Annotated in this window: 22 protein-coding genes; 12 read left to right on the plus strand and 10 right to left on the minus strand. The window is 60.5% G+C overall.

All coding sequences use genetic code 11. The features are described 5' to 3' along the window. Nucleotides 1-8: 8 nt before the first annotated feature. A complete protein-coding gene (locus NAT21_RS03610) occupies nucleotides 9-1,553 on the minus strand; it encodes a carbon-nitrogen hydrolase family protein (RefSeq protein ID WP_250935787.1) in 1,545 nt (514 codons plus the stop codon). Between the two features lie 225 nt (nucleotides 1,554-1,778). Here NAT21_RS03610 and NAT21_RS03615 point away from each other — a divergent pair, with 225 nt between their 5' ends. Together NAT21_RS03615 and NAT21_RS03620 are read left to right on the plus strand one after the other, a co-directional pair. Then, on the plus strand, nucleotides 1,779-3,167 hold the full coding sequence (locus tag NAT21_RS03615; protein WP_250935789.1) for a Na+/H+ antiporter family protein: 1,389 nt from the start codon (nucleotides 1,779-1,781) through the stop codon (nucleotides 3,165-3,167). A gap of 108 nt (nucleotides 3,168-3,275) precedes the next feature. Continuing rightward, entirely contained in the window at nucleotides 3,276-4,004 is a 729-nt protein-coding gene (locus NAT21_RS03620) for a glutathione S-transferase N-terminal domain-containing protein (RefSeq protein WP_250935792.1), read from the plus strand. On the opposite strand, the gene NAT21_RS03625 is transcribed toward NAT21_RS03620, so the two are convergent. Continuing rightward, the gene (locus NAT21_RS03625) at nucleotides 3,989-4,951 is read right to left on the minus strand and encodes an alpha/beta hydrolase (protein ID WP_250935794.1); all 963 of its coding nucleotides are present in this window, start codon (nucleotides 4,949-4,951) and stop codon (nucleotides 3,989-3,991) included. The genes NAT21_RS03620 and NAT21_RS03625 overlap by 16 nt on opposite strands. 154 nt (nucleotides 4,952-5,105) lie before the next feature. Beyond that, nucleotides 5,106-5,576, minus strand: a complete 471-nt coding sequence (locus tag NAT21_RS03630) for an RDD family protein (RefSeq protein ID WP_250935796.1) — start codon at nucleotides 5,574-5,576, stop codon at nucleotides 5,106-5,108. A 351-nt stretch (nucleotides 5,577-5,927) separates the two neighbouring features. Between NAT21_RS03630 and modA the strand changes: the two genes are divergently transcribed. The 5 genes from modA to NAT21_RS03655 are packed head-to-tail and all read left to right on the plus strand — an operon-like array spanning nucleotide 5,928 to nucleotide 9,309. Then, entirely contained in the window at nucleotides 5,928-6,716 is a 789-nt protein-coding gene (gene modA / locus NAT21_RS03635; protein ID WP_250935798.1) for a molybdate ABC transporter substrate-binding protein, read from the plus strand. Between the two features lie 9 nt (nucleotides 6,717-6,725). Continuing rightward, nucleotides 6,726-7,418 carry a molybdate ABC transporter permease subunit gene (gene modB, locus NAT21_RS03640; protein WP_250935799.1) on the plus strand — a complete coding sequence of 231 codons (693 nt, stop codon included), beginning with the start codon at nucleotides 6,726-6,728 and terminating at the stop codon, nucleotides 7,416-7,418. Beyond that, nucleotides 7,411-8,484: a molybdenum ABC transporter ATP-binding protein gene (gene modC / locus NAT21_RS03645; RefSeq protein WP_250935800.1), complete on the plus strand. Its 1,074-nt coding sequence runs from the start codon at nucleotides 7,411-7,413 to the stop codon at nucleotides 8,482-8,484. Before modB ends, modC begins: the two co-directional genes overlap by 8 nt. Before the next feature lie 50 nt (nucleotides 8,485-8,534). Then, nucleotides 8,535-9,032, plus strand: a complete 498-nt coding sequence (locus NAT21_RS03650; RefSeq protein WP_250935801.1) for a GNAT family N-acetyltransferase — start codon at nucleotides 8,535-8,537, stop codon at nucleotides 9,030-9,032. 19 nt (nucleotides 9,033-9,051) lie between these two features. Continuing rightward, nucleotides 9,052-9,309: a YciI family protein gene (locus NAT21_RS03655; protein ID WP_250935802.1), complete on the plus strand. Its 258-nt coding sequence runs from the start codon at nucleotides 9,052-9,054 to the stop codon at nucleotides 9,307-9,309. A gap of 16 nt (nucleotides 9,310-9,325) precedes the next feature. Here the strand turns inward: NAT21_RS03655 and NAT21_RS03660 are convergent, their stop codons facing one another. After that, entirely contained in the window at nucleotides 9,326-10,297 is a 972-nt protein-coding gene (locus NAT21_RS03660; protein ID WP_250935803.1) for an alpha/beta fold hydrolase, read from the minus strand. Nucleotides 10,298-10,383: 86 nt separating this feature from the next. On the opposite strand from NAT21_RS03660, the gene NAT21_RS03665 reads away from it, so the two are divergent. Further along, a complete protein-coding gene (locus NAT21_RS03665) occupies nucleotides 10,384-10,905 on the plus strand; it encodes a GNAT family N-acetyltransferase (RefSeq protein WP_250935804.1) in 522 nt (173 codons plus the stop codon). Here NAT21_RS03665 and cra read toward each other — a convergent pair. Next, the gene (gene cra / locus NAT21_RS03670) at nucleotides 10,893-11,879 is read right to left on the minus strand and encodes a catabolite repressor/activator (RefSeq protein WP_250937970.1); all 987 of its coding nucleotides are present in this window, start codon (nucleotides 11,877-11,879) and stop codon (nucleotides 10,893-10,895) included. The genes NAT21_RS03665 and cra overlap by 13 nt on opposite strands. A 171-nt stretch (nucleotides 11,880-12,050) precedes the next feature. Here cra and ptsP point away from each other — a divergent pair, with 171 nt between their 5' ends. From ptsP to NAT21_RS03685, 3 genes are read left to right on the plus strand one after another with little or no spacing between them, the layout of a single operon-like run. Beyond that, complete coding sequence (gene ptsP, locus NAT21_RS03675; RefSeq protein WP_250935805.1) at nucleotides 12,051-14,900, plus strand: phosphoenolpyruvate--protein phosphotransferase; 2,850 nt, start codon at nucleotides 12,051-12,053, stop codon at nucleotides 14,898-14,900. Beyond that, entirely contained in the window at nucleotides 14,901-15,866 is a 966-nt protein-coding gene (pfkB, locus tag NAT21_RS03680) for a 1-phosphofructokinase (protein ID WP_250935806.1), read from the plus strand. Next, complete coding sequence (locus NAT21_RS03685) at nucleotides 15,863-17,641, plus strand: PTS fructose-like transporter subunit IIB (RefSeq protein WP_250935808.1); 1,779 nt, start codon at nucleotides 15,863-15,865, stop codon at nucleotides 17,639-17,641. The genes pfkB and NAT21_RS03685 overlap by 4 nt, the downstream gene beginning before the upstream one ends. Nucleotides 17,642-17,816: 175 nt before the next feature. Here NAT21_RS03685 and betT read toward each other — a convergent pair whose 3' ends face one another. From betT to NAT21_RS03700, 3 genes are all read right to left on the minus strand, one after another. Continuing rightward, nucleotides 17,817-19,889, minus strand: a complete 2,073-nt coding sequence (gene betT, locus NAT21_RS03690) for a choline BCCT transporter BetT (protein ID WP_250935810.1) — start codon at nucleotides 19,887-19,889, stop codon at nucleotides 17,817-17,819. A gap of 445 nt (nucleotides 19,890-20,334) precedes the next feature. Continuing rightward, nucleotides 20,335-21,348 carry an NAD(P)H-dependent flavin oxidoreductase gene (locus NAT21_RS03695; RefSeq protein ID WP_250935812.1) on the minus strand — a complete coding sequence of 338 codons (1,014 nt, stop codon included), beginning with the start codon at nucleotides 21,346-21,348 and terminating at the stop codon, nucleotides 20,335-20,337. A gap of 122 nt (nucleotides 21,349-21,470) precedes the next feature. After that, nucleotides 21,471-22,823, minus strand: coding sequence for a GntP family permease (locus tag NAT21_RS03700; protein ID WP_250935813.1), 1,353 nt, complete (start codon nucleotides 22,821-22,823; stop codon nucleotides 21,471-21,473). Between the two features lie 116 nt (nucleotides 22,824-22,939). Here NAT21_RS03700 and NAT21_RS03705 point away from each other — a divergent pair, with 116 nt between their 5' ends. Next, complete coding sequence (locus NAT21_RS03705) at nucleotides 22,940-23,482, plus strand: gluconokinase (RefSeq protein WP_250935814.1); 543 nt, start codon at nucleotides 22,940-22,942, stop codon at nucleotides 23,480-23,482. A 4-nt stretch (nucleotides 23,483-23,486) separates the two neighbouring features. On the opposite strand, the gene NAT21_RS03710 is transcribed toward NAT21_RS03705, so the two are convergent. Continuing rightward, complete coding sequence (locus NAT21_RS03710; RefSeq protein WP_250935815.1) at nucleotides 23,487-24,518, minus strand: LacI family DNA-binding transcriptional regulator; 1,032 nt, start codon at nucleotides 24,516-24,518, stop codon at nucleotides 23,487-23,489. Nucleotides 24,519-24,639: 121 nt separating this feature from the next. Next, nucleotides 24,640-25,560 carry a LysO family transporter gene (locus NAT21_RS03715; RefSeq protein WP_250935816.1) on the minus strand — a complete coding sequence of 307 codons (921 nt, stop codon included), beginning with the start codon at nucleotides 25,558-25,560 and terminating at the stop codon, nucleotides 24,640-24,642. Between the last annotated feature and the right edge of the window lie 25 nt (nucleotides 25,561-25,585).

Below are 25,585 nucleotides of genomic sequence, written 5' to 3' on the forward strand. Positions count from 1 at the left end.
TGATGGGCTCAGCTGGATTTCCAGGACCAGTCGCGCCAGCGCAGATCGAACAGATCCTTGCGGCGATCCTTCAGGTTGGTTACCGAGCCTTCGCTGCGTACGATCTTGAGGCGCTTGAGGTCAAGGTCCGAGAACATGACCATTTCGGTATTGGGCGTGGTTTCCGACAGTACCGCATCGTGAGGGAACGAGAAGTCCGACGGTGAAAATACCGCTGACTGGGCATACTGGATGTCCAGGTTCTCGATCGATGGCACGTTGCCGACACTGCCACAGACCACGACATAACACTCGTTTTCGATCGCCCGCGCCTGAGCGCAGTGGCGTACCCGCAGGTAGCTGTTCTTGGTGTCGGTCCAGAACGGTACAAACAGGATATCCATGTCCTGCTCGGCGAGCAGGCGCGGCAGTTCGGGGAATTCGACGTCGTAGCAGATCAGGATGCCTACCCGGCCGGCATCGGTCTCGAAGACCTGCAGCTGATCACCGCCATCGACCACCCAGTCACGGCGCTCCTGCGGTGTAATGTGCAGCTTGGCCTGTTTTTCGATTTCGCCATCCCGGTGACAGAGGTAGGAGACGTTGTAGAGTCTGCCGTCCTCGCCGTGCTCAACCATCGAGCCGGCCACGATGTTGATGTTGTAGGACACCGCCATGCGCGAGATTTCAGTCTTGAAGCGCTCGGTGAAGCCGGCCAGAAACTGGATGGCTTCGACCTGGTTGGTCTGATCCGTCAATCCCATCAGTGGCGTATTGAACAGCTCCGGCAGTACAGCGAAATCACTTTGGTAGTCGGCAATGGCGTCCACATAGAATTCGACCTGCTGGAGCACCTGTTCCACCGAGGCAAACTCACGCATCTGCCACTGAACCGCACCGACACGTACCTGACTCTTGCGAGACTGCAGCACGCGTTCGGCGGGTTCAAACAGGATGTTGTTCCACTCAAGCAGGGTGGCATACCCCATCGACCGTTCGTCTTCCGGCAGATACTTGCGCAGCAACCGCTTGACCAGGAAGTCGTTGGCCAGCTGGAACGACAGGATCGGGTCGTGAATTTCCTTGCGGGAGACCTTGTCCAGATACTCGGTCGGTGACAGGTCATTGGCATGCAGGTAGTAATTGGGAATACGCCCGCCGGCCAGAATGGCGCGCAGATTCATGGAGCGGCACAGATCCTTGCGCGCTTCATAAAGGCGTCGTCCGAGGCGATAGCCACGGTAGGCCGGGTCGATCAGAACATCCAGCCCGTACAGGGCGTCACCTTCCTTGTTGTGCAGAATGACTTCGCGCGTACCGATCAGGTCATCGTACTTGTGCGGGTTGGAGAACGTGTCGTAATCCACCAGCACCGTCAGGGCGACCCCGATAATGCGATCGCCATCCTTGATGGCCAGCTGGCCGTCAGGGAATTCACTGATCAGCTTGTCGATGGTTTCCCTGGGCCAGGCGCCACCGATGTCGTTGTAGACGGCATCCATCAGCACTTTCAGGCCGTTGTAATCCTCGGAGCTCAGGTTACAGAGATTAAGATGGAGGTCCTCGATGGACATTCAGCTTTCCTTGATGATTGAAGAGGGTGCCCGAAGGCAGCGTTGCCCCAAGGATAGCGAATCCTTTGCATCCTCGCAGCGCTATCCTTGCAAGGCATGGCTGTCAGCAGGTGTTTCGCTCCGGGGTGAGGGGCTTCCGTGTATGTGATAGAGTGCGCGCGGCCCTGAAAACGGGCATCACCGGCCCGCGATGGGCCTGGATTCACTCACTTTTTCGGAATATCGATGAACGCCATTGTCCTCTCGATTCTGGTCATGGTGGCGCTGAGCCTGGCCCGCGTCTCCGTGGTATTTGCTTTGGTTGTGGCTGCTCTGGTCGGAGGGCTTTACAGCGGGATGTCGCTGGGCGATATCCTGGATGCGTTCAACAGCGGGCTGGGTGGAGGAGCGCAGGTCGCGCTGTCCTATGCAACGCTCGGTGCCTTTGCCGTGGCCCTGTCCCGCTCCGGGCTGACCGAAGCCATTGCCCGCCGGTTGATTGGCCGTTTGCAGGGCCAGAGCCACGACAGCGTGCGTCATTCCCGTGCCGGCCGCACCGTGAAATGGTCAATGATTGGCGTACTGCTGGTGGCTGCGGTCTGCTCTCAGAACGTGATCCCGGTGCATATTGCCTTCATCCCCATCCTGGTGCCGCCATTGCTGATGGCGATGAACCGTCTGAAGCTTGATCGCCGGCTGGTGGCCTGCGTCATTACCTTCGGCGTCACGGCGCCTTACATGCTGCTGCCGGTCGGTTTCGGTGCCATCTTTCTCAACGATATTCTGTTGTCGAACCTCAATAATGCCGGTCAGGCGCTGGGGCTCGAGTTGACCGCAGACATGGTGCCGAAGGCGATGGCTCTGCCGATCAGCGGCATGCTGGTCGGACTTCTTGTTGCGGTATTCGTGAGTTACCGAAAACCACGGGAATACACCATGCAGTCGGTGGGCTTCGGGCATGTTGCCTCGCGTGACGATGTGGTCAGCGAGCGTGAGCGCCGCGATCTGGCGCCGCTCAAGCCCTGGCAGTATGTGGTGCTGGGGCTGGCCATCGTGGCGGCCCTGTCGACGCAGCTGCTGACCGATTCCATGGTGCTCGGTGGTCTGCTCGGGTTCGCCATCCTGTCGGTCAGTGGTGTATTTCGCTGGCGTGAGCAGGATGATGTGGTTACCGAAGGTATGCGCCTGATGACCCTGATCGGGTTCATCATGATTACCGCAGCCGGCTTTGCCAGCGTCATGCAGGCCACCGGCGAAATCAATACGCTGGTTGAAAGCTCGCGCTCGTTGATCGGCAACAGTCAGATGCTGGCCGCGCTGGTGATGCTGGTGGTTGGTCTGTTCATTACCATGGGCATTGGTTCTTCATTTTCTACGATCCCGATCATCGCCTCCATCTATGTACCCCTGGCGGTTGATTTCGGGTTCTCTCCGCTGGCGACCATCGCTCTGGTAGGTACGGCAGCGGCTTTGGGCGATGCCGGCTCACCGGCCTCGGACTCTACCCTGGGTCCTACCTCCGGCCTCAATGCCGATGGCCAGCATGATCATATCTGGGATTCGGTCGTTCCGACGTTTCTTCACTACAACATCCCGCTTCTGCTGTTCGGGTGGGTCGCTGCAATGATTCTTTAGTCGTCACGCCAGACGGGTCGGGACGCGGCTGGTTGCGCGTCCTGATCGTTGGGGCCAGGCTATGGGGCTTGCACGACTCACACTTTGCATGACCTCAAGGAGCCTGCCATGCCACGCCGACTTTATGAATTATGTGGTGCTGATGAACGTCTGCGCTTTTCTCCCTTCTGCTGGCGCGTCATCATGGCCCTGGTGCACAAGCAGCTGCCGTTCGAGAGTGTGCCCTGGCATTTCTGCGAAAAGGACGCACTGGCGTTTTCAGGCCAGGAGCCTCCCCAGGCACGCAAGGTGCCGGTGCTGGAGGATGAGGATGGGACGGTGGTCAGTGACAGTCTCGAAATCATGAAATACCTGGATCGCACCTATCCTGAACACCCGTTGATCGGCACCGGTCAGGCCCGGGCCCGCCTTGATTTCATTCGACACTGGAGTGAAACCCAGCTGGCGCCTGCCATCATGACCTGCGTGATTGCCGACGTGCATGATGTGCTGACGCCAGAGGACCAGGCCTATTTCCGTGAAAGCCGTGAGGCGAGGCTGGGAAACCGGCTGGAAGAGGTGCAGGACCTGGAGGCCGGAAAGGAAAGGTTGCACCAGGCGTTGTCACCGCTGCGCGCACTGCTGGCAGACAGCCCCTTTATCGATGGAGAGGGGCCGGGCGCCGGCGATTATCTGGCATTCGGCATGCTGATGTGGGGTCACATTACCGGCCGGCATGTGTTGCTTGATGAGGATGACACGGTGCAGGCCTGGTTCGAGCGTCTGCTGGCGCGAGCGGACAAGGCGGGCATCGAGCATGTTCGTGCCGCTGATATCAATGGCTATGTGACAGGCTGAACCGCCGGGCGTGCGGCTGGGGCATCAAGTCCGGCTGCGCGTGCCATGGCCCTGTGCAGGGAGTGAGTGAACATCGGGCCATGGCTCAGGCCGGCAACATGCTCTACCTCAACAGACAGGGCGGGGTCCTGCCGCTCCAGCAGGGCGGCCAGCTCATCAATACTGATGCGCTGGTCCTGCTTTTCCGTGCGCATGTGCCGTGGTCGTTCCCGGCCTTCCTCTTCACCACGTAGTAGCCACAGCGCGGGTATGCACCCTGCCGGGGCACTGAACTGACGTGCCATGCCGGCCAGTTGATTCCCGTTCCAGCCCAGACTCGGGCTTGCCGCGATGAAATGGCTCATGAGCCATGGGCGTGTCATCATCGTATAGAGCACACACAGGCCGCCATAGGAATGGCCCCAGAAATAGCGGTTCATGCTGTTGATTGGCACGGCCCGCTCGATCATGGGCAGCCAGGTGCCGACCAGCGTGGCAATAAAGGTTTCAACGCCGCCACTGGGCCGGCCATGGCTTTGGAAAATACCCTGCTGTGGCAGTGAGGGGGTGTAATCTTCCTGGCGTGCTCGTACGTCGAACCGCTTGTCGGTGGCATACCCCAGATAAACAATGACCGGCGGCGTGGCGGCGGCCATGCGGTTCAACAACCATGCTGGCGTATCATCCAGCGCAGCGTTGCCATCGAGCAGATAAATGATGGGGTGGCCTTCCGGTGGAGGTGCCCGGCGTGGGGTGGCGATCCAGAAACTGTAGTGCCGCTGCATGTCAGTGCTGTCAACCTGCAGGCGGTCGAAGTGATAGTCGGGGTGACCCCGGTCGGCAATGCTTGGGTAGATGGAGCGTTCCAGGTCCGGCCCGGCCCAGGCTGGAAGGCAGGTACTGCCCAGTGCCAGGCTCAGCCAGCCCATGACGCGGCGGCGGCTGAGCTGCGATGAAAAATCAGACATGAACCACCCTGATGAAACCATGAGCGGGCAGTATCGCATTGTTTGCAGGCATTGATAACGATTGTTGTTTTCCCTTGATGGCGCGCACCTGTACTGGTATTCGGTATGCGTCCACGCCCCTTGTTGCAGGCTGGGAGCCTTGTGTCCGACAGGGTCAGGGCATCTCTCGAGGGCCGTTCGCACTCTGGTATTCACTCACCACACAGCGGGCGATGCGGTCATGAAGTGCCTGCTTTCGCCGGGTGAAGGCCGCCATGATGAAGCCCGCCATCAACAGGGCAGACAGATATTTCGAGAAGTGACGTACCGTTGCCTGACCAAATCCCGGGCGCGTGCCATCAAGGCGGCTGACCTGGAGCTTCATCAATATCTTTCCGGCGGTTGCCTGACGGGATGATGCTTCCGAACAGGAGTAATAAAGCCAGGTCACTACCAGACCGGCCAGCGGCAGGAGATACGATCTGTTCATGATGGCCTCGACCATCCAGCTCTCTAGCGCCGTGGCCTCCCACAGCACCAGAGGGGCGATCAGCAACACTATCGACACTACTTGAAACGCCCCCAGTAACAGACAGATATCAATAAGCAGTGCCGCAGTTCGCTTGAGAAAGCCGGCATATATCATGGCAGAATCTTCCTGTGCAGTGAGGAGGCGACCCCTGGTCGTTGGGGCTGCCGGTGTGCGGTCGCCAGTAGCATGCGGTGCAGGTCGTTTTGTATCAAGGTGCTGCCAGTTTTTTTCCTTATCCCTGCATGTGGCCGGCGCGACATGAAGACAGTCTCGGCACGTTCATCATCAATGTCCGGGGTGACACGGTAATGGCGGCTTAAAGCCCCTGGTCGTCATTGATGCTTCAGGTCTTTCAGCCGGGTATACATGTGTCGTGTGCCACGTTGCTTGTGTTTTGCTGATGGTGTCATAAGGTAGATGACTGTCTGATAGCCAGGCAGGTTACATTTCAATCAGGACAATCATATGTTTCGGGCAGGTTTTCTCGCGGTGGCTGCAGGGCTTGTGGCTGGCATGGGGCTGGCGGGCGTGGCACAGGCCGGTAACACCGTCCATGTCTATGCGGCGGCGTCACTCACCGATGCCATGAACGCGCTGGTCAGCCAGTATGAAAAAAGTCATCCCGACGTGGATGTTGTTCCGGTATATGCCTCATCTTCGACGGTGGCGCGCCAGATCGCCAACGGGGCGCCGGCGCAGATCTACGTGTCGGCCAATGAACAGTGGATGGACTGGCTTGGGCAGCAGGACATGACACTGACCGATCGACGGGATCTCTTGCGCAACAGCCTGGTACTGATTGCACCACAGGCTTCCACGCTTGATGATGTGACGCCGGATGCAGCGCATCCGCTGGTCGATTACCTGCAGCCGGGCGAGCGTATTTCAGTGGGTGATCCTGATCATGTTCCGGCCGGTATCTATGCACGACAGGCCCTTCAGACGGAAGGGCAATGGGATACGCTCAAGCCCAGGCTTGCTCGAGCAAGCGATGTCCGTGCTGCGCTGGCGCTGGTCGAGCGAGGTGAAACGCCGCTGGGTATCGTGTATGCCACCGACGCCATGGCCAGCAGCAGGGTGCGTCTTTTAGGAACCTTCCCGGCGGATTCCCATCCGGCCATTACGTACCCGATGGCCGAAATCGGCACACCCGATGCCACGACCGAGGCATTTTACCAGTGGTTGCAGGGCGACGCGGCGGGGCAGGTGCTTGCCGATTACGGGTTCAGTCCGGCGGGTGACGATGGCCGGTAATGTCATGGCATGCTGACGCCTCTTGAATGGGAAGCCCTTGCCCTGAGCCTCAAGGTCGCGGGCACGGCGGTGGCGGCCAGTCTGATCCCCGGTATCGTGCTGGCCTGGGTACTGGCGCGCTACGAGTTTGTTGGCAAGGGGCTGGTGGATGGGCTGGTTCATCTGCCGCTGGTGCTGCCGCCGGTGGTGGTGGGGTATCTGCTATTGCTGTCCTTTGGCCGTCAGGGGGTGCTGGGGCAGTGGCTGGCCACGTTCGGCATTACCCTGCCCTTTACCTGGCAAGGGGCGGCACTGGCCGGTGGCGTGATGGCCTTTCCACTGCTGGTACGGGCCGTGCGTCTGTCGTTCGAGGCGATTGATCCCCGGCTTGAAGCCGCTGCACGGACGCTGGGAGCTACGCGAGGACGCGTTTTCCTGACCATTACACTGCCATTGGCGCTGCCGGGCCTGCTGGCCGGCATGACGCTGGCCTTTGCCCGGGCCCTGAGCGAGTTCGGAGCGACCATTACCTTTGCAGCCAATATTCCCGGCGAAACACGCACGCTGCCGCTGGCGCTTTACAGCCTGATTCAGTCGCCCGGCAGTGACGCTGCAGCGGCCCGGTTGTGTGTTATCTCCATTGGGGTGGCGATGGTCTCTCTGCTGGCCTCCGAGGGGCTGGCACGTCGTACGCGCCGGCGCATGGGAGGGCGTGATGTTTGAGCTGTCACTTTCTCATGAGCAGGGTTCGTTTCGTCTCGATGTGGATCTTGCCCTGAACGGCAGGGGCGTGACGGCGCTGTTTGGCCCTTCCGGCAGCGGCAAGACCACGCTTTTAAGGCTGATGGCCGGGCTGGATCGCCCCGACACCGGTCGGATCGTGCTGGATGGCCAGGTGCTGGTGGATACCCGCGCCGGCCTTTTCGTGCCGGTACATCGACGCCGGCTCGGAGTGGTGTTTCAGGAGGCGCGACTATTCCCGCACTACAGTGTGCGCGGAAACCTGTGCTACGGCATGCCTGCCCGTGACGAACCGGCCCTGCAGCGGATGGCCCGGCTACTTGGTATCGAGCCTCTTCTGGACCGTATGCCGGGACGCCTGTCAGGGGGGGAGGCGCGCCGAGTAGCGATCGGTCGTGCCCTGCTGACCAGGCCACGCCTGCTATTGCTGGATGAGCCACTGACCGGTCTGGATGGGGACCGCAAGCAGGAGCTGCTTGGCTATCTGGCCGCGCTGGTACGTGATATTGAAATTCCGGTGATCTTTGTAAGCCACGACCCGCAGGAGCTGCTGGCCGTGGCCGATGATCTGGTGTTGATGCAGCACGGGCAGGTCAGGGCCAGTGGCCCGCTGGATACCCTGCTGGCACGGCCTGAGCTGATGCCGTTTCTCGGAGGATTCGATGTCAGCGCCATGCTCAGGGTCGTATGTCATCGTGTGGACCCTGACCGTCATCTGAATGAGCTGCGTCTGGCTGATGGTCAGCGCCTTGAGGTACCGGCGTTGAACGTGTCACCGGGAGCGGTGCTCAAGATTCAGATTCGTGCCCGGGATGTTGCTCTGGCGCTTACCCCCCCGGAGCAGACCAGTATTCGCAACGTGCTTGGCTGTCGGGTTACCGGACTCCACCACACATCTACGCCCGGGGTTACCCTGGTGGCACTGGCCGTGGGTGGACAGGTACTGAGGGCTCTGATTTCCACGGCCTCCTGTGAAGCGCTGGCGCTTCGGGAGGGGCAGAAGGTGCTGGCACTTGTGCGTGCAGTCAGCCTGGCGCGACCGGCCTGATCTCGGCAGACGACATATAATCGACAGAATATGGCAGCAGGAGAAATGCAATGGCACTGTGTCTGCCGGTGACTCGGCTTGATGAGGAGCTGTGCGATGAGCTGGCCGCGCTGGCCCGGGCGGCAGCCGAGGACCACGCCGGGCCTTTTGATGCGACCTGGCAGGCATCACAGGGCTGGGTGCGACAGGTGATGCCGGCTCTGGGGCAGGGGCGGGCGCTCTGGTGTGCCCGGGATCAGGGGCGGCTGGTCGGCTGCGTACAGCTGGTGCGTGATGATGTGCCGGGCAATCGTCATCGTGGCTGGGTCGAGGCATTGCTCGAGGCGCCGGAGAAGGAGGGCGCTATTGCCGGTCAGCTGCTGGCCATGCTTGAACTCTTTGCCGGCTTCGATGGCTGTCAGCTGCTGATGTGCCTGGCACCGTCAGTCACCCTTGAGAAGATGCTGGACGGACGGCAGTGGCAGTGTGCCGGGAAGCTGCCGGGCTACCACATACCGCTTCACGGGCCTGCAGAGCCCGCGGGGCTTTATTATAAATCACTTGTTTGATCACCTGAGGATGAAGAACATGGCCACCTTTCTGGTAGTACTGTCTCGTGACACTGACGTCAGTGACGACATGATCACGGCACACCGTGCCTTCCTGGCTGATCTTCGTGCTGAAAAGCGGCTGGGACTGGCCGGACCGTTCAAGGATGTTCGTGGCGGCGCCTATATTCTGGAGGCCGAGACGCTGAGTATGGCGCAGGAAGAGGCTGCGCGTGACCCACTGATCAGCGAGGGCATTGCTCAGGCCACCGTGCATGAATGGGCAGCCCACGCGTAGGCATGGGCTGGCGGTTTTACGGGGAGGTGGCAGGCACCTCTGAAGCGGGTACTGCCTCATCAAGCCATCGCCGGGTGTCGTCCAGACATTGCGGGTGGCAGCTCAGCATCGGCACATGCCCGGTGCGCGGGTACATGATCAACGTGGGGTTGTTCAGCTTGCGCTCGAACGCATAGGCATGGGCGGTGGGGATCAGCCCATCGCAATCGCCACTGATGATCAGCACCGGGCAGGTGATGGCCGTGAAGTCGGTGTCATCGGCCTTCGGGCTGCCTTCCCAGTGTTTTGCCAGCGACAGCAGGGTTTCCCGGTGCCCCGGCCCGTGCAGCATATCCTGATAACGCCGAATCATGTCCTCGCTCGGCGCATCAGGGCTGAAGGTGGCCTTCATGCCTTCCTCGATGAAACGATCGCCGTTGGCGTAGCGCAGGATGGTGCGTCCTACCGCGTTGCCGGCAAAGTTCATGAAGGATTGTGCCGTACGCGCTTGGCGGCGCTGGTCGGTCCAGCCTGCAGCGGCCACTAGGCCGAGTGCCGTGACCCTGTTCGGGTGAATCAGTGTATAAAGCCAGCTGATCCAGCCTCCCATGGAATGGCCGATCAGAGTGAAGGGCGCCTCTGTTAGCTGGTTTAGGGTCTGATGGACCACTTCGACATGGTGGGGGATGTCAGCCTGCCAGCGCGGCGCAGCCGTACTCAAGCCATGGCCGGGCAGGTCCAGCACGATAACGCGGTACTGCTCTGCAAGTACCGGTCTCCAGGTTTCCCATACCGCGTTATCCATGGTCAGTCCATGGATCAGAACAATGACTGGTGCATCGTCGGGGCCCGAAATCAGATAATGCACCCGGTTGCCGTCCGGCAGGGACGCGTAACGAGAATCCGGGTGGCCATACCGCCTGACAAGCGTGTCCTGATCAATGTCCGAGGTCTTGATCAAGGGATTGTTGTCAAACAGTGCTGTCAGCTTGTCGCTAAACCCTGTCATCGCTCATCCTTGTTGTAGAGAAACTGTCGCCGGGTACATCTCCGGGGCTATAGCGTAGTATGGCAGGTATTTACGGGAGACAAACCATGACATGGGAACACGGTCGATGTTCAGGCCTTACCCTTCGGCCGACCACGGCCGAGGACCGTGACGCCGTACTGGCTATTCTTTTGCCGATTCTGGCCACGGGTGAGACCTATGCATTGCCTCGCGACATGACCGACGACGAGGCTTGGCACTACTGGTTCACACTGGCGGAAGGCTGCTGGGTCGCAGAACAGGAAGGCACGGTGGTGGGCTGTTACTACCTCAGGTCCAATGCCCGGGGAGGCGGTGATCACGTCTGTAACTGCGGGTATATCGTGGCCCCCGAGGCGCGAGGTCAGGGCGTGGCGGCCACATTGTGCCAACACTCGCTGAAGCAGGCCCGGTCACATGGGTTTCGGGCCATGCAGTTCAACTGCGTGGTATCGACCAATGAAGGCGCCGTCAGGCTCTGGCAGCGCCATGGTTTCGACATCGTGGGCCGGTTGCCGGGTGCCTTTCACCATCCGGGTCACGGGTATGTCGATGCACTGGTGATGTACCAGGACCTTCAGGCGCCCTGATCCCGGCGCTTCAGCGTACGCTCGACCACATTAAGGCCCGGGGTGTATTCCCCGGCAATGGCACGAAAGGCGCAGTCCAGCGTCAGCTCGGCAATGCGGTCATGGTGCTGGGGCAACGAATTGACCGGCAGGGGCAGAAAGTCGAGCAGTCGGTCATCGCCAAAGGTGGCAATGCGAATATCCGGGACCTGGTCGTGGGACAGCAGTACATCCAGGGCGCCATCAAGCAGCGTATATGACGCGGTAATCAGCGCATCCGGCAGGCCGTCCTGGTCCAGTATGCGCTCCATCAGCTGCGCGCCGATGTGCCGGTTGTAGTGCTCACCGCTTCTTTCATTGATGTGGCAGACGCCCTTCGGCAGAGCCCGGCGAAAGCCGGCTCGGCGCGAGGCGCTGATGGAAAGCTCCGGCACCGCATCAAGCCATGCCACATGACGGGTATCGGGCGTCAGCACCGAGCGGGTGAGTTGTTCGGCGGCCGACCCGTTATTGCTGACCACGCATACAAAGTGCTCCGGGTCGAGGGCGCGATCCACTGCAATGACCGGCATGTCCTGATCCATCAGTTCGTGGTAGAAGCGATCATCCGGCGCCAGGCTCGAGGCCACGATCAAGGCGTCACAGCGCCTGGCCTTGAGTGAGCGGGCCAGCTCCCTTTCCGTATCCGGCGTGTCATTGGAGCCTACAATCAGCAACTGGTAGTGGGCGTCCCGTGCCCCCTGTTCCAGCCGCTTGGCCAGTCGGGCGTAACTGGCGTTTTCCAGGTCCGGGAGAATAAATCCCAGCGTTCTGCTCGCGCCCCGGCGCAGGGCAGCTGCCTGGGCATCCACGCGATACTGGTGAATGTCTACAATATCCATCACCCGGCGTACCGTTTCCTCACTGATACGGTATTGGCGTGACTTGCCGTTAACCACGTAACTGGCGGTGGTTCGGGAGACGCCGGCAAGCCGGGCGATTTCGGCCAGGGTCATGGATTTCATGGGCCGCCCTCGACGTTCAGGATGAAAAGGAATCATAAACCGTAATCGTGCGCCCAAAGTTGCACAGTCGACCACTTGATTTGGTAGCTGAAACGTTTCAGCATGGCTACCATAGCACAGTGAAACGATTCAGCTACCGTTTTCCCCATTAGAGATTCAGCCATGCTAACGCTTACTCAAGACGCCGTATCGCTGGGACGCACCGCGACCGACTGGCGCGATGCGCTTACCCAGGCGGGCCAGTCCCTGGTGGATGCCGGCCTTGCGGAAGAAGGCTACCGCGATGCCCTGTTTGATCGTGAAAATCAGTCATCGACGTATCTGGGCAATGGCATTGCCATTCCCCATGGCACCCAGGACAGTCGTCAGTATGTCAAAAAGACCGGTGTTCGCCTGCTTCAGTTCCCAGGCGGCGTGGACTGGCATGACGGTGCCCGCGTCACATTGATCATCACCATTGCGGCCCAGTCCGACGAGCACCTGGACATTCTTCGAAGCCTGACACATGTGCTTGACCGGGATGGCGTAGCTGATCAGCTTTCCAGCGCCTCCAGTCCCGAAGCCGTCATCAACCTGCTGTCGAAGGAACCGGCATTGCCCACCCGACTGGACCAGGACACGCTGCTGGTCGGCCTGCCGGCCCGTGACCGTCTGGAGCTTGCCACCGCGGCCGCTGCGCGGCTGCGTCAGATCGGATGTGTCGATGAGCTGTTTGTGGCCGACATCCTTGATCAGACGCCGGTGGCGCTGGGTCAGAAACTGTGGCTGGTGCGATCGCGCCATGGGGTCAAACAGCCTGCACTGGGATTTGCCACCAGCCAGCCACCGCTGTCCGATACCGCGGGTGTCTTCTGTCTGGCAGAGCACGGTGACGGCCACGTGCCTTTGATGGAACGATTGATCGGCCTGCTGGAAGACGGCAAGGGTGAGGAGCTTGCCCGCGTCAGTCCGCAGCAGATTCTGGCGCGGCTGTCAGGCGAAAGCTCTGATGCCGAAACGGCCAAGGTACGCGTACGCAACGCCCATGGCCTTCATGCTCGTCCGGCCAAGCAACTGGTACAGGTGGCGCGTGAACAGGGCATCGAGATCAAGGTGCGCCTGATGGAAGGCGACGCCAATGCCGTATCCGCTACCAGCCTGACCAAAGTGATCGGTCTGGGCGCGCGTCGTGGTCAGATGCTGGTGTTCTCTGCCCGTGGCGCGACTGCTGCAGCGGCACTGGACACCGTCGTTGAAGCCGTGCGTGGCGGTCTGGGGGAAGTGGTTACCCCGCTGGATGATACGTCGGCAGCGCGGCCATCGCGTAACAAGACCCGCTATACCCCGGTAGAGCCGCCGGCGCCCGATACGGCCTTGGCGGCCGTGGCCGCCTCGCCGGGCATGGCGATTGCGCCGGTATTCGTCATGCGGCTGCCGGACTTCAAGTATGAAGAGCACTCCAGTGATGCCGCCGGTGAGCGTGAGCGCCTGAGCAATGCCATCGATCAGGCCCACCGTCAGCTTGAGTCCCTGATAGATCATGCCGGGGGGGAGGTCGCGGAAATCCTTTCCATGCATGAGGAAATGGTTCAGGACCCGGAGCTCAAGGAAGCCGGCTTTGAAGCCATCGGTGAAGGGCTGTCGGCAGAAGCGGGCTGGTGGAAGGCCATCGATACTTCTGCCCGGGCGCAGGAAGCCCTTGCAGACAGGCTTCTTGCCGAGCGCGCGGCCGATCTTCGAGACGTCGGACGCCGTGTACTCGGACTGCTGTGCGGCGTGGAACTGCCGGAGCCGCCGGCTCATCCCTATATTCTGGTCATGGAAGACGTGGGCCCCTCGGATGTGGCTCAGCTCGATACCAGCAAGGTCAAGGGACTGCTGACGGCCAAGGGGGGGGCGACCTCCCACAGTGCCATCCTGGCACGTGCGCTGGGTATTCCGGCCGTGGTTGGCGCCGGTGATACCGTGCTGGCGCTTGCAAATGGTCAGGACATGATTCTGGATGGTGAGCGTGGTCGGGTTATTCCCCAGCCCAGTCAGGAACGTCGGGACCGGGCGGAGCTGTCCATCCGGGAGCGTGATCAGCGTGAGCGCAAGGCGTATGACGCCCGTTTCGAAAGCGCGGTCACCACGGACAGCCATCGGATTGAAGTCTGCGCCAACCTGGGCAACACCGCTCATGCCAAGGATGCTGTCGAGCGTGGCGCCGAAGGCGTCGGCCTGTTGCGTACCGAGTTCATTTTCATGGCCCATCCGGACGCGCCGGATCTGGACACCCAGATCAGCGAATACCGCGAAGCCTTTGATGCGCTGGGCCATGACCGGCCGCTGGTTGCCCGTACGCTGGATGTGGGCGGTGACAAGCCGCTGGATTACTGGCCGATCCCGCAGGAAGACAACCCCTTCCTGGGGCTGCGCGGCATCCGCCTGGCGCTGACGCGCCCCGAGGTGCTTGAAACCCAGATTCGTGCGCTGCTGACGGCTGCGGATGATCGACCGCTGCGCATCATGTTCCCGATGGTCAAGGACGTGGCTGAGTTCCATGCAGCGAAGGCGATCGTTGATCGGGTTCAGCAGGACATCAAGGCGCCGGACGTACAGGTCGGCGTCATGATCGAGATTCCGTCCTGCGCCATTCTGGCCCCTACGCTTGCAAAACATGTCGATTTCTTCTCCATCGGCACCAATGACCTGACCCAGTACACCCTGGCGATCGACCGCGGCCATTCCCAGCTGTCCGCCCAGGCAGACGGCCTGCATCCGGCCGTGCTGCACCTGATCAAGATGACCGTGGACGCTGCGCATGCAGAAGGGCGCTGGGTTGGTGTCTGTGGCGAACTCGCCTCTGATGCTCAGGCGGTGCCCGTGCTGGTCGGGCTGGGCGTGGACGAGCTGTCCGTGGCGGCCCGCCAGGTGCCGATGGTCAAGGCACGCATTCGTGAGTTGTCGATGGCGGATTCAACGCAACTGGCTGAACGTATCCTGATGCTGCCGACGGCAGCGGACGTCCGTGACGCGCTGGAGGACATGTAAATGGCCAGGGTGATTGCCATTTCACTCAATCCGGCACTGGATCTATCGATTCAGCTGGATGCCGTACGACCGGGGGAAGTCAACCGCAGCGAGTCATCCCGGATGGACGCCGCCGGCAAGGGCAATAACGTGGCGCGCGTGCTGCGCGCGCTGGGGCATGATGTGCTCGTCACCGGCTTTCTGGGCGAAGACAATCAGGGCGCATTCGAACGGGCCTTTGCTGCCTGGGGCGTCGAAGATGCCTTTGTACGGGTGCCGGGCGAGACGCGAGTCAACGTCAAGCTGTCCGAGGCCGATGGCCGGGTAACGGATATCAACGGTCCTGGTGCTCAGGTCGGTGAGACGTATCTTGCGGCCCTTGAAGCCGTGCTGGCCGACCATGCCGGCCGGGCATCGGCGGTCGTGATGGCCGGCAGCCTGCCGCCTGGCGTCTCGCCCGAGCGGTTCGAGCAGCTGGTTCGCTTTATCGGTACGCTTGAGGTGCCCGTCTGGCTTGATACCAGCGGTGCGGCCCTCAAGGCCGGGTTTGCGGCGGTACCCTTTGCAGTCAAACCCAATGACGTGGAACTGGGCGAATGGCTCGGGGCACCCGTCAATGGCCGGGAGGCGGTCGTCGAAGCAGCACGGCGGCTCAATGAGACCGGCATCCACAACGTCTTTGTATCACTGGGCGGCGACGGTATGGTGCTGTCGACGCAGGCGGGCGTCTGGTCTGCCCGGCCGCCAGCGGTTGAGGTAGTCAGTACGGTTTGTGCCGGTGATACTTTGGTGGCTGCGGCACTGCATGGTGAACTGATGCAGTGGCCCGTGGAGGAGACGCTGCGGTTTGCCACGGCGCTTTCGGCTGACGCCGTGCGCCACGTAGGCGTGGGTGATATCCACGCCACCGATCTTGAAACACTGAAAACACAATGTGTTCTACAACAGCTGACCGATGGTCGGCCCGCAGGGGAGTGGCGTGTATGAAAGCCATTATCATCACGGCCTGCCCAAGTGGCATGGCAACGACGTTTTTGGCCGCTCGACGGCTTGAGCTTGCAGCTTCCCGACGTGGGTGGGAGGTTGTGGTGGATAACCAGAGCGATCTGGGCCAGTCGCAAACAGCCAGTGACGACCAGGTGCGCGATGCGGACCTGATCGTGGTGGCTGCGGGACGGGCGATCGATCTATCGCGTTTCAGCGGCAAGCCGCTTTACAAGGGCGCGATTGAAGATGCGCTGCCGAACCCGGATGCCTTTCTGGCCATGGCCCAGGAAAAGGCCGCACCCTGGTCTGGCAGTGCTTCCGAGCCTGCTGAACAGGCCACCGGCGCAGCCGCGCCGGCGCCTGCCGCCGATGGTGGAAAGAAGCATATCGTGGCAGTTACTGCATGCCCGACCGGGGTGGCGCATACCTTCATGGCTGCTGAAGCCCTGAGCGCTGCCGGCAAGGCCCAGGGGCACCACATACGTGTGGAAACCCAAGGCTCGGTAGGGGCTCAGGACAAGCTGACGCCGGAGGAAATCGCTCAGGCCGATGTGGTTATTCTGGCCTGTGACATTGAAGTAGACCCGACGCGCTTTGAAGGCAAGCCGATTTATCGCACCTCGACCGGCAGTGCCCTGAAAAAATCAAAGCAGACCATTGAAACGGCGTTGGCCGAGGCTCGTGTCGAGCAGGCAGGCAGCTCTGCCGGCAGTAGCGGTGGCGGTAGTGTCAAGGAAAAGGGCATCTACAAGCACCTGCTGACCGGGGTGTCCTTCATGCTGCCGATGGTGGTGGCAGGTGGCCTGTGTATCGCGCTGTCCTTTGTGTTCGGGATCAAGGCCTTCGAAGAGGAAGGAACTCTGGCAGCGGCCCTGATGCAGATTGGTGGCGGCAGTGCCTTCAAGCTGATGGTGCCGGTACTGGCAGGTTACATTGCCTACTCGATTGCCGACCGACCCGGCATTGCCCCCGGCATGATCGGTGGCTGGCTGGCAGCCAGCCTGGGTGCGGGATTCATTGGCGGTATTCTGGCAGGGTTTCTGGCCGGGTATGCGGCGATGGCGGTTACCCGCTACGTCAAGCTGCCGGCCAGTGTTGAATCACTCAAGCCGATTCTGATTATTCCCCTGCTGGCGAGCCTCTTTACCGGTCTGGTGATGATTTATGTCGTGGGTACGCCGGTAGCTGCCATCATGACCGCACTGACCGACTTCCTGAAGTCGATGGGGACGGGTAATGCGGTTCTGCTGGGTCTGCTGCTTGGCGGGATGATGTGTGTGGACATGGGGGGCCCGGTCAACAAGGCTGCCTATACCTTTGGCGTTGGTCTGCTGTCTTCTGAAACCTATGGCCCGATGGCTGCCATCATGGCTGGTGGCATGGTACCGGCGATCGGCATGGGTATTGCCAGCATGCTTGCAAAGCGCAAGTTCGCTCAGGCAGAGCAGGAAGCCGGCAAGGCCTCGTTCGTACTCGGCCTGTGCTTTATCAGTGAGGGGGCCATTCCCTTTGCTGCCAAGGATCCGCTACGGGTTATCCCCATCTGCATCATCGGCGGCGCAGTCACGGGCGCCATGTCCATGTTCTTCAAGATTACCCTGATGGCGCCACATGGTGGGCTCTTTGTGCTGTTGATTCCCAATGCGGTCAATCATGCACTGCTGTATCTGCTGTCCATCGCGGCAGGCTCGCTGATCGTGGGCGTGCTGTATGCACTGCTCAAGCCGGCACCGGCTCCGGAAGCCAGTCTTGAAGGCGAGACCAGCGCCGGGTAATTACGATGGCTTTCTACATCTCTCTGTTATATCTCTCTTTTCAGGCGCTGCAAGGCGCCTTTTTTATGGGCGACGTGGCAGGCCGATGTGTAAAAGGTGGCCCTGTCGGACGAGCAGACACGAAAAGGCCGACCCGCAGGGGTCGGCCAAAGGGATACCGGTCAGATCGGCCGGGTTACTCGGGCAGCTCCGGGCTGTCCGGTATGGTGGCCGAGCTGCCGGGTGCTTCACGGCTCATGTGCAGGAAGTTCATGTGGCGCTCGTATTGGTCGAGGATATCCTCGATAACCTGATCGCGGGTATAGCCCATCAGGTCGTACCCCTGACTGCCTTCCAGCAGATAAACCTCCAGCCGGTAATATTGATCATATTCCCGGTGTGCGAAGGCAGGTGTCTCGAAGCTTCGTGCCCAGATCTGATAGGTGAAGTTCTGTTCATCATCCAGCATCACATTCAGTGCCAGATGAGGAATGTCTTCCTCGCCATGAATCAGCTCGGCTCTGGCGCCCTGCTTGTTAAGCTCCTCACAGACCTCTTCCATGGCGGGCAGGCAGATGTCCTGCTGGAAGGCCTTGATCTGCTCGACGGTCGGGAAGTCCATGGAGCGGCTCAGGCGTTTGCGCCAGTCCAGGGCCGCGCCGTGCTCACCGGTACTGGTACGGCTTGAGAGTTGCCCGGAAAGGCTGGCCATCTTGCTGTCCTCGCGGAAGCTTTCCATCCGCAGCGACTTGTAGAGGCCTGCTATCACAAAGAACATCACGAACGAGAAGGGCAGGCCCATGACGACCACCATGCTTTGCAGGGCGGACACGCCATCGGTCAGCAGCAGGGCAAAGGTCAGCAGGCCGATCACGACAGACCAGAAGATACGCAGCCAGGTCGGTGCGTCATGGTTGGGGTCCGGAATGATGGATGTGAAGTTACCCAGTACCAGCGCGCCGGAATCGGCAGAGGTGACATAAAACAGCATGCCCAAAAGGGTGGCCAGACCTGCAGTCCAGGTAATGCCCGGGTATTGGCTCAGCAGGGCATACAGTCCCTGTTCAGGGTTGTTCATTGCCAGCTGGCCGAAGTCGGCATTACCGCTCAGGATCATCTCGATGGCGCTGTTACCGAAGATCGAGATCCACAGTAGGGTAAATACAAACGGAATGGTCAGGGTGCCGATCACAAACTCGCGGATGGTACGACCGCGTGAAATGCGCGCCAGAAACAGGCCGACAAACGGAGCCCAGGCAACCCACCATGCCCAGAAGAACAGGGTCCACCAGTTCAGCCATTCGGACGTATCAGCGGCGGTATCAGGGTTGTTGAGGCGAAAGGCGAACGTGTCCATGGTCATGCTGGTGAATCGGCTGATGTAATCGCCAACGTTCTGTACCAGCGCATTGAGCAGGAAGATGGTCTTGCCTTCTACCAGTACAAAGGCCAGCAGGGCCAGGGCCAGCAGCACGTTGAATTCCGACAGGCGACGAATGCCCTTGTCGACGCCGGCGACCACGGAGATGGTAGCGAGCACGATGGAGACAAGAATCAGCGCGCCCTGAATGGCAATGCTGCCTGGAATATCAAACAGGAAGGTCAGGCCATAGTTCAGCTGCACCACGCCGATGCCCAGGCTGGTCGCGATACCGAACACGGTGCCGATGACTGCTGCGATATCCACGCTATGGCCGATGACACCTTCGACCCTTTTCCCGAACAGCGGATAAAGCGCGCTGCGGATGGTCAGGGGCAGGTTATAGCGATAGCTGAAATAAGCCAGTGCCATGCCCATCAGGGCATACATGCCCCAGCCGGTAATGCCGTAGTGGAACATGGCCCAGACCGTAGCCTGACGAGCAGCTTCCATGCTGCCGCCGTCAGTGGTCGGTGGGGCGAGAAACTGGGTAACCGGTTCGGCCACACAGAAAAACAGCAGATCGATCCCGATGCCTGCGGCAAACAGCATGGAGGCCCAGGACATCAGGCTGAATTCGGGGCGAGAGTGCTTGGGGCCGAGTCGAATATTCCCGAAGCGTGAGCAGGCAACAAAAATGACGAAGGCAAGGTACAGCGTGCCTGCCAGCATGTAGTACCAGCCAAAGGTGTTGGATATCCACCCCAGCATGGTGAAGATGATTTCCTGTGCCTGGGTGGTATAGAACATGGCCCAGAAGGCAAAGATCACGATAAAAAAGGCCGAACCAAAAAAAACGGTCGGATTCAGTCTTGCCCTGGGTGTATTTTCCGTTTCATGCGATGTCATGAACGATCCTCTTCAAGTTATTGGAATCCGCCGTGAGTCGGCGGTACCTGTCCGCATTACACGGTGCAGGCGCACTTCATTTTCCTGCCCCGTGACGGGAGCCATGAATGAACGTGCGAAACGGGTCATGCTGAGTAAGCCAGTCAGTCATGTTGCCTTCTGACCGGCGTGACCGAATAGCGTCATGCTATAACTTTTTTTATTGATCGATCGTTCAATTAAAGTACAGGGATTGGTCTTCGCCTTCAACAGCCCCGCCACGATTGATGCGGCATGCGTATTGGCACTTCGTCTAACGGCGGGAACATGGCGGAAATTGAGCCAACGGCCTGCGACGATGTCCACGCCTGGCTTGAAGGCCCGTACCGGGGCCCGCTCGGACGGTTTAACCTGCCAGTCATTACGGGGGATAATGATGTGAGCGCGAAGAAGGCCGTTTGCCGACTCAACGACACAGCGAAGCCAGCAGGCTGGCGGCCGAGCCGGTCGAGATGTGGTGAACCCGGCTGCCGGCCCACAGGTTCTTCCACTCGATATGTTCCGTCTGGTGGCGCAGGGGTGCCGTCAGCAGGGCCTGCCAAGGCCAAGGGGCAATGTCGCGTGGTGCTCGTGGGCTCATCCATGCATTGCGAAGGCCTCGGGCCAGGCGACCGGATGCTGCCATGGTGACCTCAGTGGCGTCCTGGCCTGCATCTTCCAGAGCGCATCGCCAGCCATACGGCGTGCCGGCTTCATCGGCCAGCAGAAAGGCCGTGCCGCACTGTGCACCGTCAGCGCCGTGCTGTCGCGCACGGCGAACATCCAGCGCGCTCATCAGGCCGCCGGCAGCAATCAGAGGTTGGGTGATGTGCGGACGGCAGGCCCGCAACAGGGCGTTCAGGGGCTGACCCTGGCCATGAGGGTTATGGCTGCCGCAGTGGCCTCCGGCTTCCTCGCCCTGCAGGACAATGGCATCGACGCCGCTGTGTGCCAGGCCATTGGCTTCAAACACGCTGGTGGCCGTGCCGACAAGCGCGATGTTTCGAGCCCGACACGCCTTTATATGACGCTGATCGAGAATGCCGAAGGTAAAGGAGAATATGGCCGGCTGTACGGCCAGCATGGCCTCGAACTGGTCTTCAAACGCAGGCAGGTCGTCGAGCTGCTCCGGCATGGGTACGCCGGCGGCAGCGTAGCACGGTTTAAGCGCCAGGCGAGCCCTGTCCATGTCGCAGCCATGTTGCGCGTCCCGTGGGGGAATGAACAAATTCAGTGCGAACGGCGCCGAGGTGCAGGCGCGAACGTGCTGTGTCTGTTCGATAATGTCGGCAGGGGTCATGTAGCCTGCGGCAAGACTGCCGACGGCCCCCTGGCGGGCAATGGCCGCCACCAGTTCCGGAGTGGTTATCCCTTCGGACATGGGCGCCTGAATGATGGCGTGTCTGAATTCGAGATCGGCTATGAAAAGCGGTGCGGCCATGCAGACCTCCCTGACAGCGTGAAGACGCCCTGTGAGGGGCCGTGGCGCGAACAGTTCATAGCAGTGTAGAAAACAGGTGGGAAGTTGCCAGCCCATCAAGCATGGGCTGGCAACAGGCAGGGTCAGATGAACAGGGTCAGAATCAGCGCCATGATGATACCTACAACGCCAATGATGGTTTCCATCACTGTCCAGCTCTTCAGGGTCTGTGCTTCTGTCAGCCCGAAATAGCGGTTGACCAGCCAGAACCCCGAGTCGTTGACATGACTCAGTACCGTTGCACCGGAGGCGATGGCAATGACGATAAGCCCCAGAATCGGCCCGCTCAGATCAAGCTGGGTAATGACCGGTGCCATCAAACCGGCAGCGGTAATCATGGCCACCGTGGCGGAGCCCTGAATGACGCGTACCCCGGTGGCGATGATAAAGGCCAGCAGTACCGGTGGCAGGGAGCTGTCTGCCATGTAATGGCCGATGACGTCACCTACGCCTGAATCGATCAGGGTCTGTTTGAACACGCCACCGGCGCCGGTGACCAGAATGATGATCCCGGCAGGTTCGAGTGACTTGGTAGCTACCCCCATGACTTCTTCGCGGGACAGGCCGCGTTTGGTGCCCAGCAGGGTAAAGGCCAGCAGGGTCGTGATCAGAAGCGCCACGATCGGGCTGCCGAAAAAGCCCAGTACCTGATAGACCATGCTGCTTTCATCCAGCATGACGCCGCTGACGGTATTGGCCAGGATCAATACCAGTGGCAGCATGATGATCGAGGCAATCATCCTGAAGCCGGGCAGGTCATCATAGTTTTCACGCACCTCGCCGGCTTCCTGTTGCATGTAGTCCGGCACGGTAGCGTGGATACGCTTGCCGATATAGGTACCGAATACCGGGCCGGCCAGAATCATGGCCGGCAGGCCGCAGATGGCACCGAACAGGATAACGTAACCCAGATCGGCATTGATCAGGTTGGCAACGGCAATCGGGCCGGGCGTCGGCGGCATGAAGGAGTGCGTGACGGCCAGGCCGGCCAGCAGCGGAATTCCGTAATGCAGGAGCGATCGACCGGTACGCTTGCCCAGGGCATAGATCAGCGGCACCAGAATTATGAAGCCGACGTCCAGAAAGACCGGAATGGCGATCATGAAACCGGCGATGGCCATGGCCCACTGGGAGCGGCCTTCACCAAAGCGCTTTAACAGCGTATTGGCGAGCCGGTCTACACCGCCGGATACCTCGAGCATCTTGCCGAACATGGCGCCAAGGCCAACGACCGTGGCCACGAACCCCAGCGTGCCGCCCATTCCCTTCTTGACGGTTTCGACGATATCGGTCAGTGGCATACCGGTTGCAATTCCCACCAGCAGGCTGACCAGCAGCAAGGCAACAAACGCATGAAGTCGCAGCTTCATTACAAAAAACAACAGCAGAACAATGCCGCCCAAGGCGGCGGCAATCAGAACACTGGCATGAGACATGATGCGGGTCCCTGTGAGATAGCGCGGCGGATACCGACGATAGTGGTGCTACACGTGCGGCCTAAAACATGCGATGTTATCGGTAACATTGCTACATAAACAACAGGAGTTAGACCATGGTTCAATCCCTTTCGGCACTGGTGTCCCGCCGTATTCTGGTCATGGGGGTCTCTGGGTCGGGCAAGTCAATGATCGGAGCGCGCCTGGCAAAAACACTGGGATGTGACTTCCATGACGGGGATGATTTTCATCCGCAGGCCAACATCGACAAGATGAGCCGCGGCGAAGCACTCAATGATGATGATCGTGCCGGGTGGCTCGACCGCCTCAGTGAGCTGCTGGCCGAGTACCGGGATCGCGATGACAGCGTGGTGATTGCCTGCTCGGCGCTCAAGGGGCGTTATCGGCAGCATTTGCGCGAGGGAGGTGATGACAAGTTGATTGCGCTGTACCTGGACGGCAGTTATGCCCTTATTCATGCGAGAATGAGCAGACGGTCCGATCACTTCTTTTCATCGAACATGCTGGCCAGCCAGTTCCAGACGCTTGAGCCGCCCATCGGCGGTGAGGCCTTCAATATCGACATCAGTCTTTCGCCGGAGGGCGTCATGGATCAATGCCTGCGGGTCGTCGATAACTCACGCCAGCCCGGGCGCTGAGTCATCAGCGCCTGGTACGTGTCGTACTGGCTCGCCAGGCGATCTCGAAGCCGACATCCAGGCTGGATGACAGGGAGGAATCACCCTCGAGCCTGGCCAGCAGACGGCGCGCCGCTTCCTGGCCAATGGTGCGGCGTGGTGTCATGACCGTGGTCAGTGCCGGCTCGGTCGAGGCGGTGATATCCATGCCATTGAAGCCTGCCAGCGCCAGATCATCCGGCAGCAGGATGCCGCGTCGCTGACATTCGAACAGCGCGCCGGCGGCCAGATCGTCATTGCACATGAACAGGGCATCCAGGGATGGCCAGCGTGTCATCATGTCGTTGAGCAGTGCACCGCCAAACCGAAAGCTGGAGGGGCGGGTGGTGGTCATGCAGATATCATCACGCCGCCCTGCCTCACGCAGGGCACGTTGCCAGCCCTGGTGCCGCTGCCGGGCACGGTAGTCCATCCGGGCCCCGCCAAAACCGATTTGCTGAAACCCTGCCTCGATCAGTGCCTGTGTCATGCTGTAGCCGGCCTTTTCATGGTCGAGCCCGACCGACATGTCAATCGGGGTGTCTGAAAGCCCCATGATTTCCACGACGGGTAGCCCGGAACGCGACAGCAGGGAAAGTGTACGGTCAGTGTGTTGACCGCTGGGAAGAATGAAGCCCTCCACGCCATACCCCAGATAGGTACTGACCAGATGTTCTTCTTCCTGCAGGGAATAGCCCGAGTGCCCCAGCAGTACCTGATAGCCGGTGTCCTGAACAATGTCATCGACGCCACGCAGCACGTCTGAAAAAACGCCGTTGGACAGGGACGGTACCAGAAGCGCTATCGCGTGTGTCCGGGCACTGGCCAGGCTTCCGGCCTGTCGATTGGGGATGTAGCCCAGGGCGTCAACCGCATCGAGAATGCGCTGGCGCAGCGGGTCCGCGACCTTGTCCGGCTGGCGCAGGGCTCGTGATACGGTGATCTTGCTGACGCCGACGTGTTCGGCTACATCGCCCAGCGTAATGCGGCCCGAACCCGGGCGGTTGCGCCGGCTCATGGCCGCACGTCCCTGGCATGAAATGGCTTGCCGGCATCCGGCATCGACATGGCAATCATCCTGAGCATGAAGTTGAGAGGAAGCGGTGTGGTACATCGCAAGGTGTCATGGATGGTGATGCTCATCCAGCTGCCAGCCATAACACCATCATCGGCGGCGCAAGCAGAGACAGCAGGAAGCCGCTGACCAGCGCCAGCGGAACACAGGTTATGCCACCACTGCGGCTCAACATCGGCAACGTGACATCCATGGCCGTTGCTCCGCAGTAGCCTACCGCCAGTTCCGGCGTGCGTCGGGCAATCAAGGGCACCAGCAGCAGGGCAATCAGTTCGCGACCCAGGTCGTTCAGCAGGGCCACGCCGCCCCACAGCGAGCCGAGCTGATCCGTCATCAGGATGCCGGACAGGGAGTACCAGCCAAAGCCCGAGGCCAGCGCCAGCCCCTGGGTTACTGGCAGGCCAAGCACCAATGCCGCGACGATTCCGGCCAGTTGTGATGTCACCAGCACGGTTACTGCAATCAGTACACCGCGTCGATTGAGAATAAGCTCCCGCAGGGGCAGCCCTGCCTGTTTCAGCTGTGCTCCAATCAGGGCCAGCAGCACGTAGAGTGCCACTTCTGCCCACTGGCTGCCGTGCGTTGCCAGACTCGGCAACAGACGACCCAGCAGGCATCCCAGACCAACCAGCCCGATCAGAAGCGCGCCATCAATCAACGAAGAGGCAATGGATACGGGGGGAGGCGGTGCAACATCAGCAGCCGGGCGGTTTACGGCGCGGGCGCGGTAGCACCGCGCCAGTCCCCACAGTCCGATACCGTTCAATACACTCAACAGCCCGAGCAGCACCAGCGCATGGCCGGCCATCCGGGTCAGGTTGCGGCCCAGATCATCCAGCCCGGCAAGCCCAAGCCCCATCAACGCCAGCAGCAGGTAAATGGTGGGCGTTACCAGGCGGTCTACGCGCCTTTTGGCCTGCTGTCCTTGCCACGGCAGCAGGTAGCCGGCGAGCAGCGGCACAATCATCCACCAGAGTCCGGCCATGGTGTCTACATCCTTTCACGTCAAG

It is taken from the genome of Larsenimonas rhizosphaerae (assembly GCF_023700005.1).
Classification (GTDB): domain Bacteria; phylum Pseudomonadota; class Gammaproteobacteria; order Pseudomonadales; family Halomonadaceae; genus Larsenimonas; species Larsenimonas rhizosphaerae.

Bases quoted from the DNA above. Each gene is read 5' to 3' on its own strand.
- NAT21_RS03610 (WP_250935787.1), bottom strand. From the start codon at position 1,553: ATGTCCATCGAGGACCTCCATCTTAATCTCTGTAACCTGAGCTCCGAG.
- NAT21_RS03615 (WP_250935789.1), top strand. From the start codon at position 1,779: ATGAACGCCATTGTCCTCTCGATTCTGGTCATGGTGGCGCTGAGCCTG.
- NAT21_RS03620 (WP_250935792.1), top strand. From the start codon at position 3,276: ATGCCACGCCGACTTTATGAATTATGTGGTGCTGATGAACGTCTGCGC.
- NAT21_RS03625 (WP_250935794.1), bottom strand. From the start codon at position 4,951: ATGTCTGATTTTTCATCGCAGCTCAGCCGCCGCCGCGTCATGGGCTGG.
- NAT21_RS03630 (WP_250935796.1), bottom strand. From the start codon at position 5,576: ATGATATATGCCGGCTTTCTCAAGCGAACTGCGGCACTGCTTATTGAT.
- modA (WP_250935798.1), top strand. From the start codon at position 5,928: ATGTTTCGGGCAGGTTTTCTCGCGGTGGCTGCAGGGCTTGTGGCTGGC.
- modB (WP_250935799.1), top strand. From the start codon at position 6,726: ATGCTGACGCCTCTTGAATGGGAAGCCCTTGCCCTGAGCCTCAAGGTC.
- modC (WP_250935800.1), top strand. From the start codon at position 7,411: ATGTTTGAGCTGTCACTTTCTCATGAGCAGGGTTCGTTTCGTCTCGAT.
- NAT21_RS03650 (WP_250935801.1), top strand. From the start codon at position 8,535: ATGGCACTGTGTCTGCCGGTGACTCGGCTTGATGAGGAGCTGTGCGAT.
- NAT21_RS03655 (WP_250935802.1), top strand. From the start codon at position 9,052: ATGGCCACCTTTCTGGTAGTACTGTCTCGTGACACTGACGTCAGTGAC.
- NAT21_RS03660 (WP_250935803.1), bottom strand. From the start codon at position 10,297: ATGACAGGGTTTAGCGACAAGCTGACAGCACTGTTTGACAACAATCCC.
- NAT21_RS03665 (WP_250935804.1), top strand. From the start codon at position 10,384: ATGACATGGGAACACGGTCGATGTTCAGGCCTTACCCTTCGGCCGACC.
- cra (WP_250937970.1), bottom strand. From the start codon at position 11,879: ATGACCCTGGCCGAAATCGCCCGGCTTGCCGGCGTCTCCCGAACCACC.
- ptsP (WP_250935805.1), top strand. From the start codon at position 12,051: ATGCTAACGCTTACTCAAGACGCCGTATCGCTGGGACGCACCGCGACC.
- pfkB (WP_250935806.1), top strand. From the start codon at position 14,901: ATGGCCAGGGTGATTGCCATTTCACTCAATCCGGCACTGGATCTATCG.
- NAT21_RS03685 (WP_250935808.1), top strand. From the start codon at position 15,863: ATGAAAGCCATTATCATCACGGCCTGCCCAAGTGGCATGGCAACGACG.
- betT (WP_250935810.1), bottom strand. From the start codon at position 19,889: ATGACATCGCATGAAACGGAAAATACACCCAGGGCAAGACTGAATCCG.
- NAT21_RS03695 (WP_250935812.1), bottom strand. From the start codon at position 21,348: ATGGCCGCACCGCTTTTCATAGCCGATCTCGAATTCAGACACGCCATC.
- NAT21_RS03700 (WP_250935813.1), bottom strand. From the start codon at position 22,823: ATGTCTCATGCCAGTGTTCTGATTGCCGCCGCCTTGGGCGGCATTGTT.
- NAT21_RS03705 (WP_250935814.1), top strand. From the start codon at position 22,940: ATGGTTCAATCCCTTTCGGCACTGGTGTCCCGCCGTATTCTGGTCATG.
- NAT21_RS03710 (WP_250935815.1), bottom strand. From the start codon at position 24,518: ATGAGCCGGCGCAACCGCCCGGGTTCGGGCCGCATTACGCTGGGCGAT.
- NAT21_RS03715 (WP_250935816.1), bottom strand. From the start codon at position 25,560: ATGGCCGGACTCTGGTGGATGATTGTGCCGCTGCTCGCCGGCTACCTG.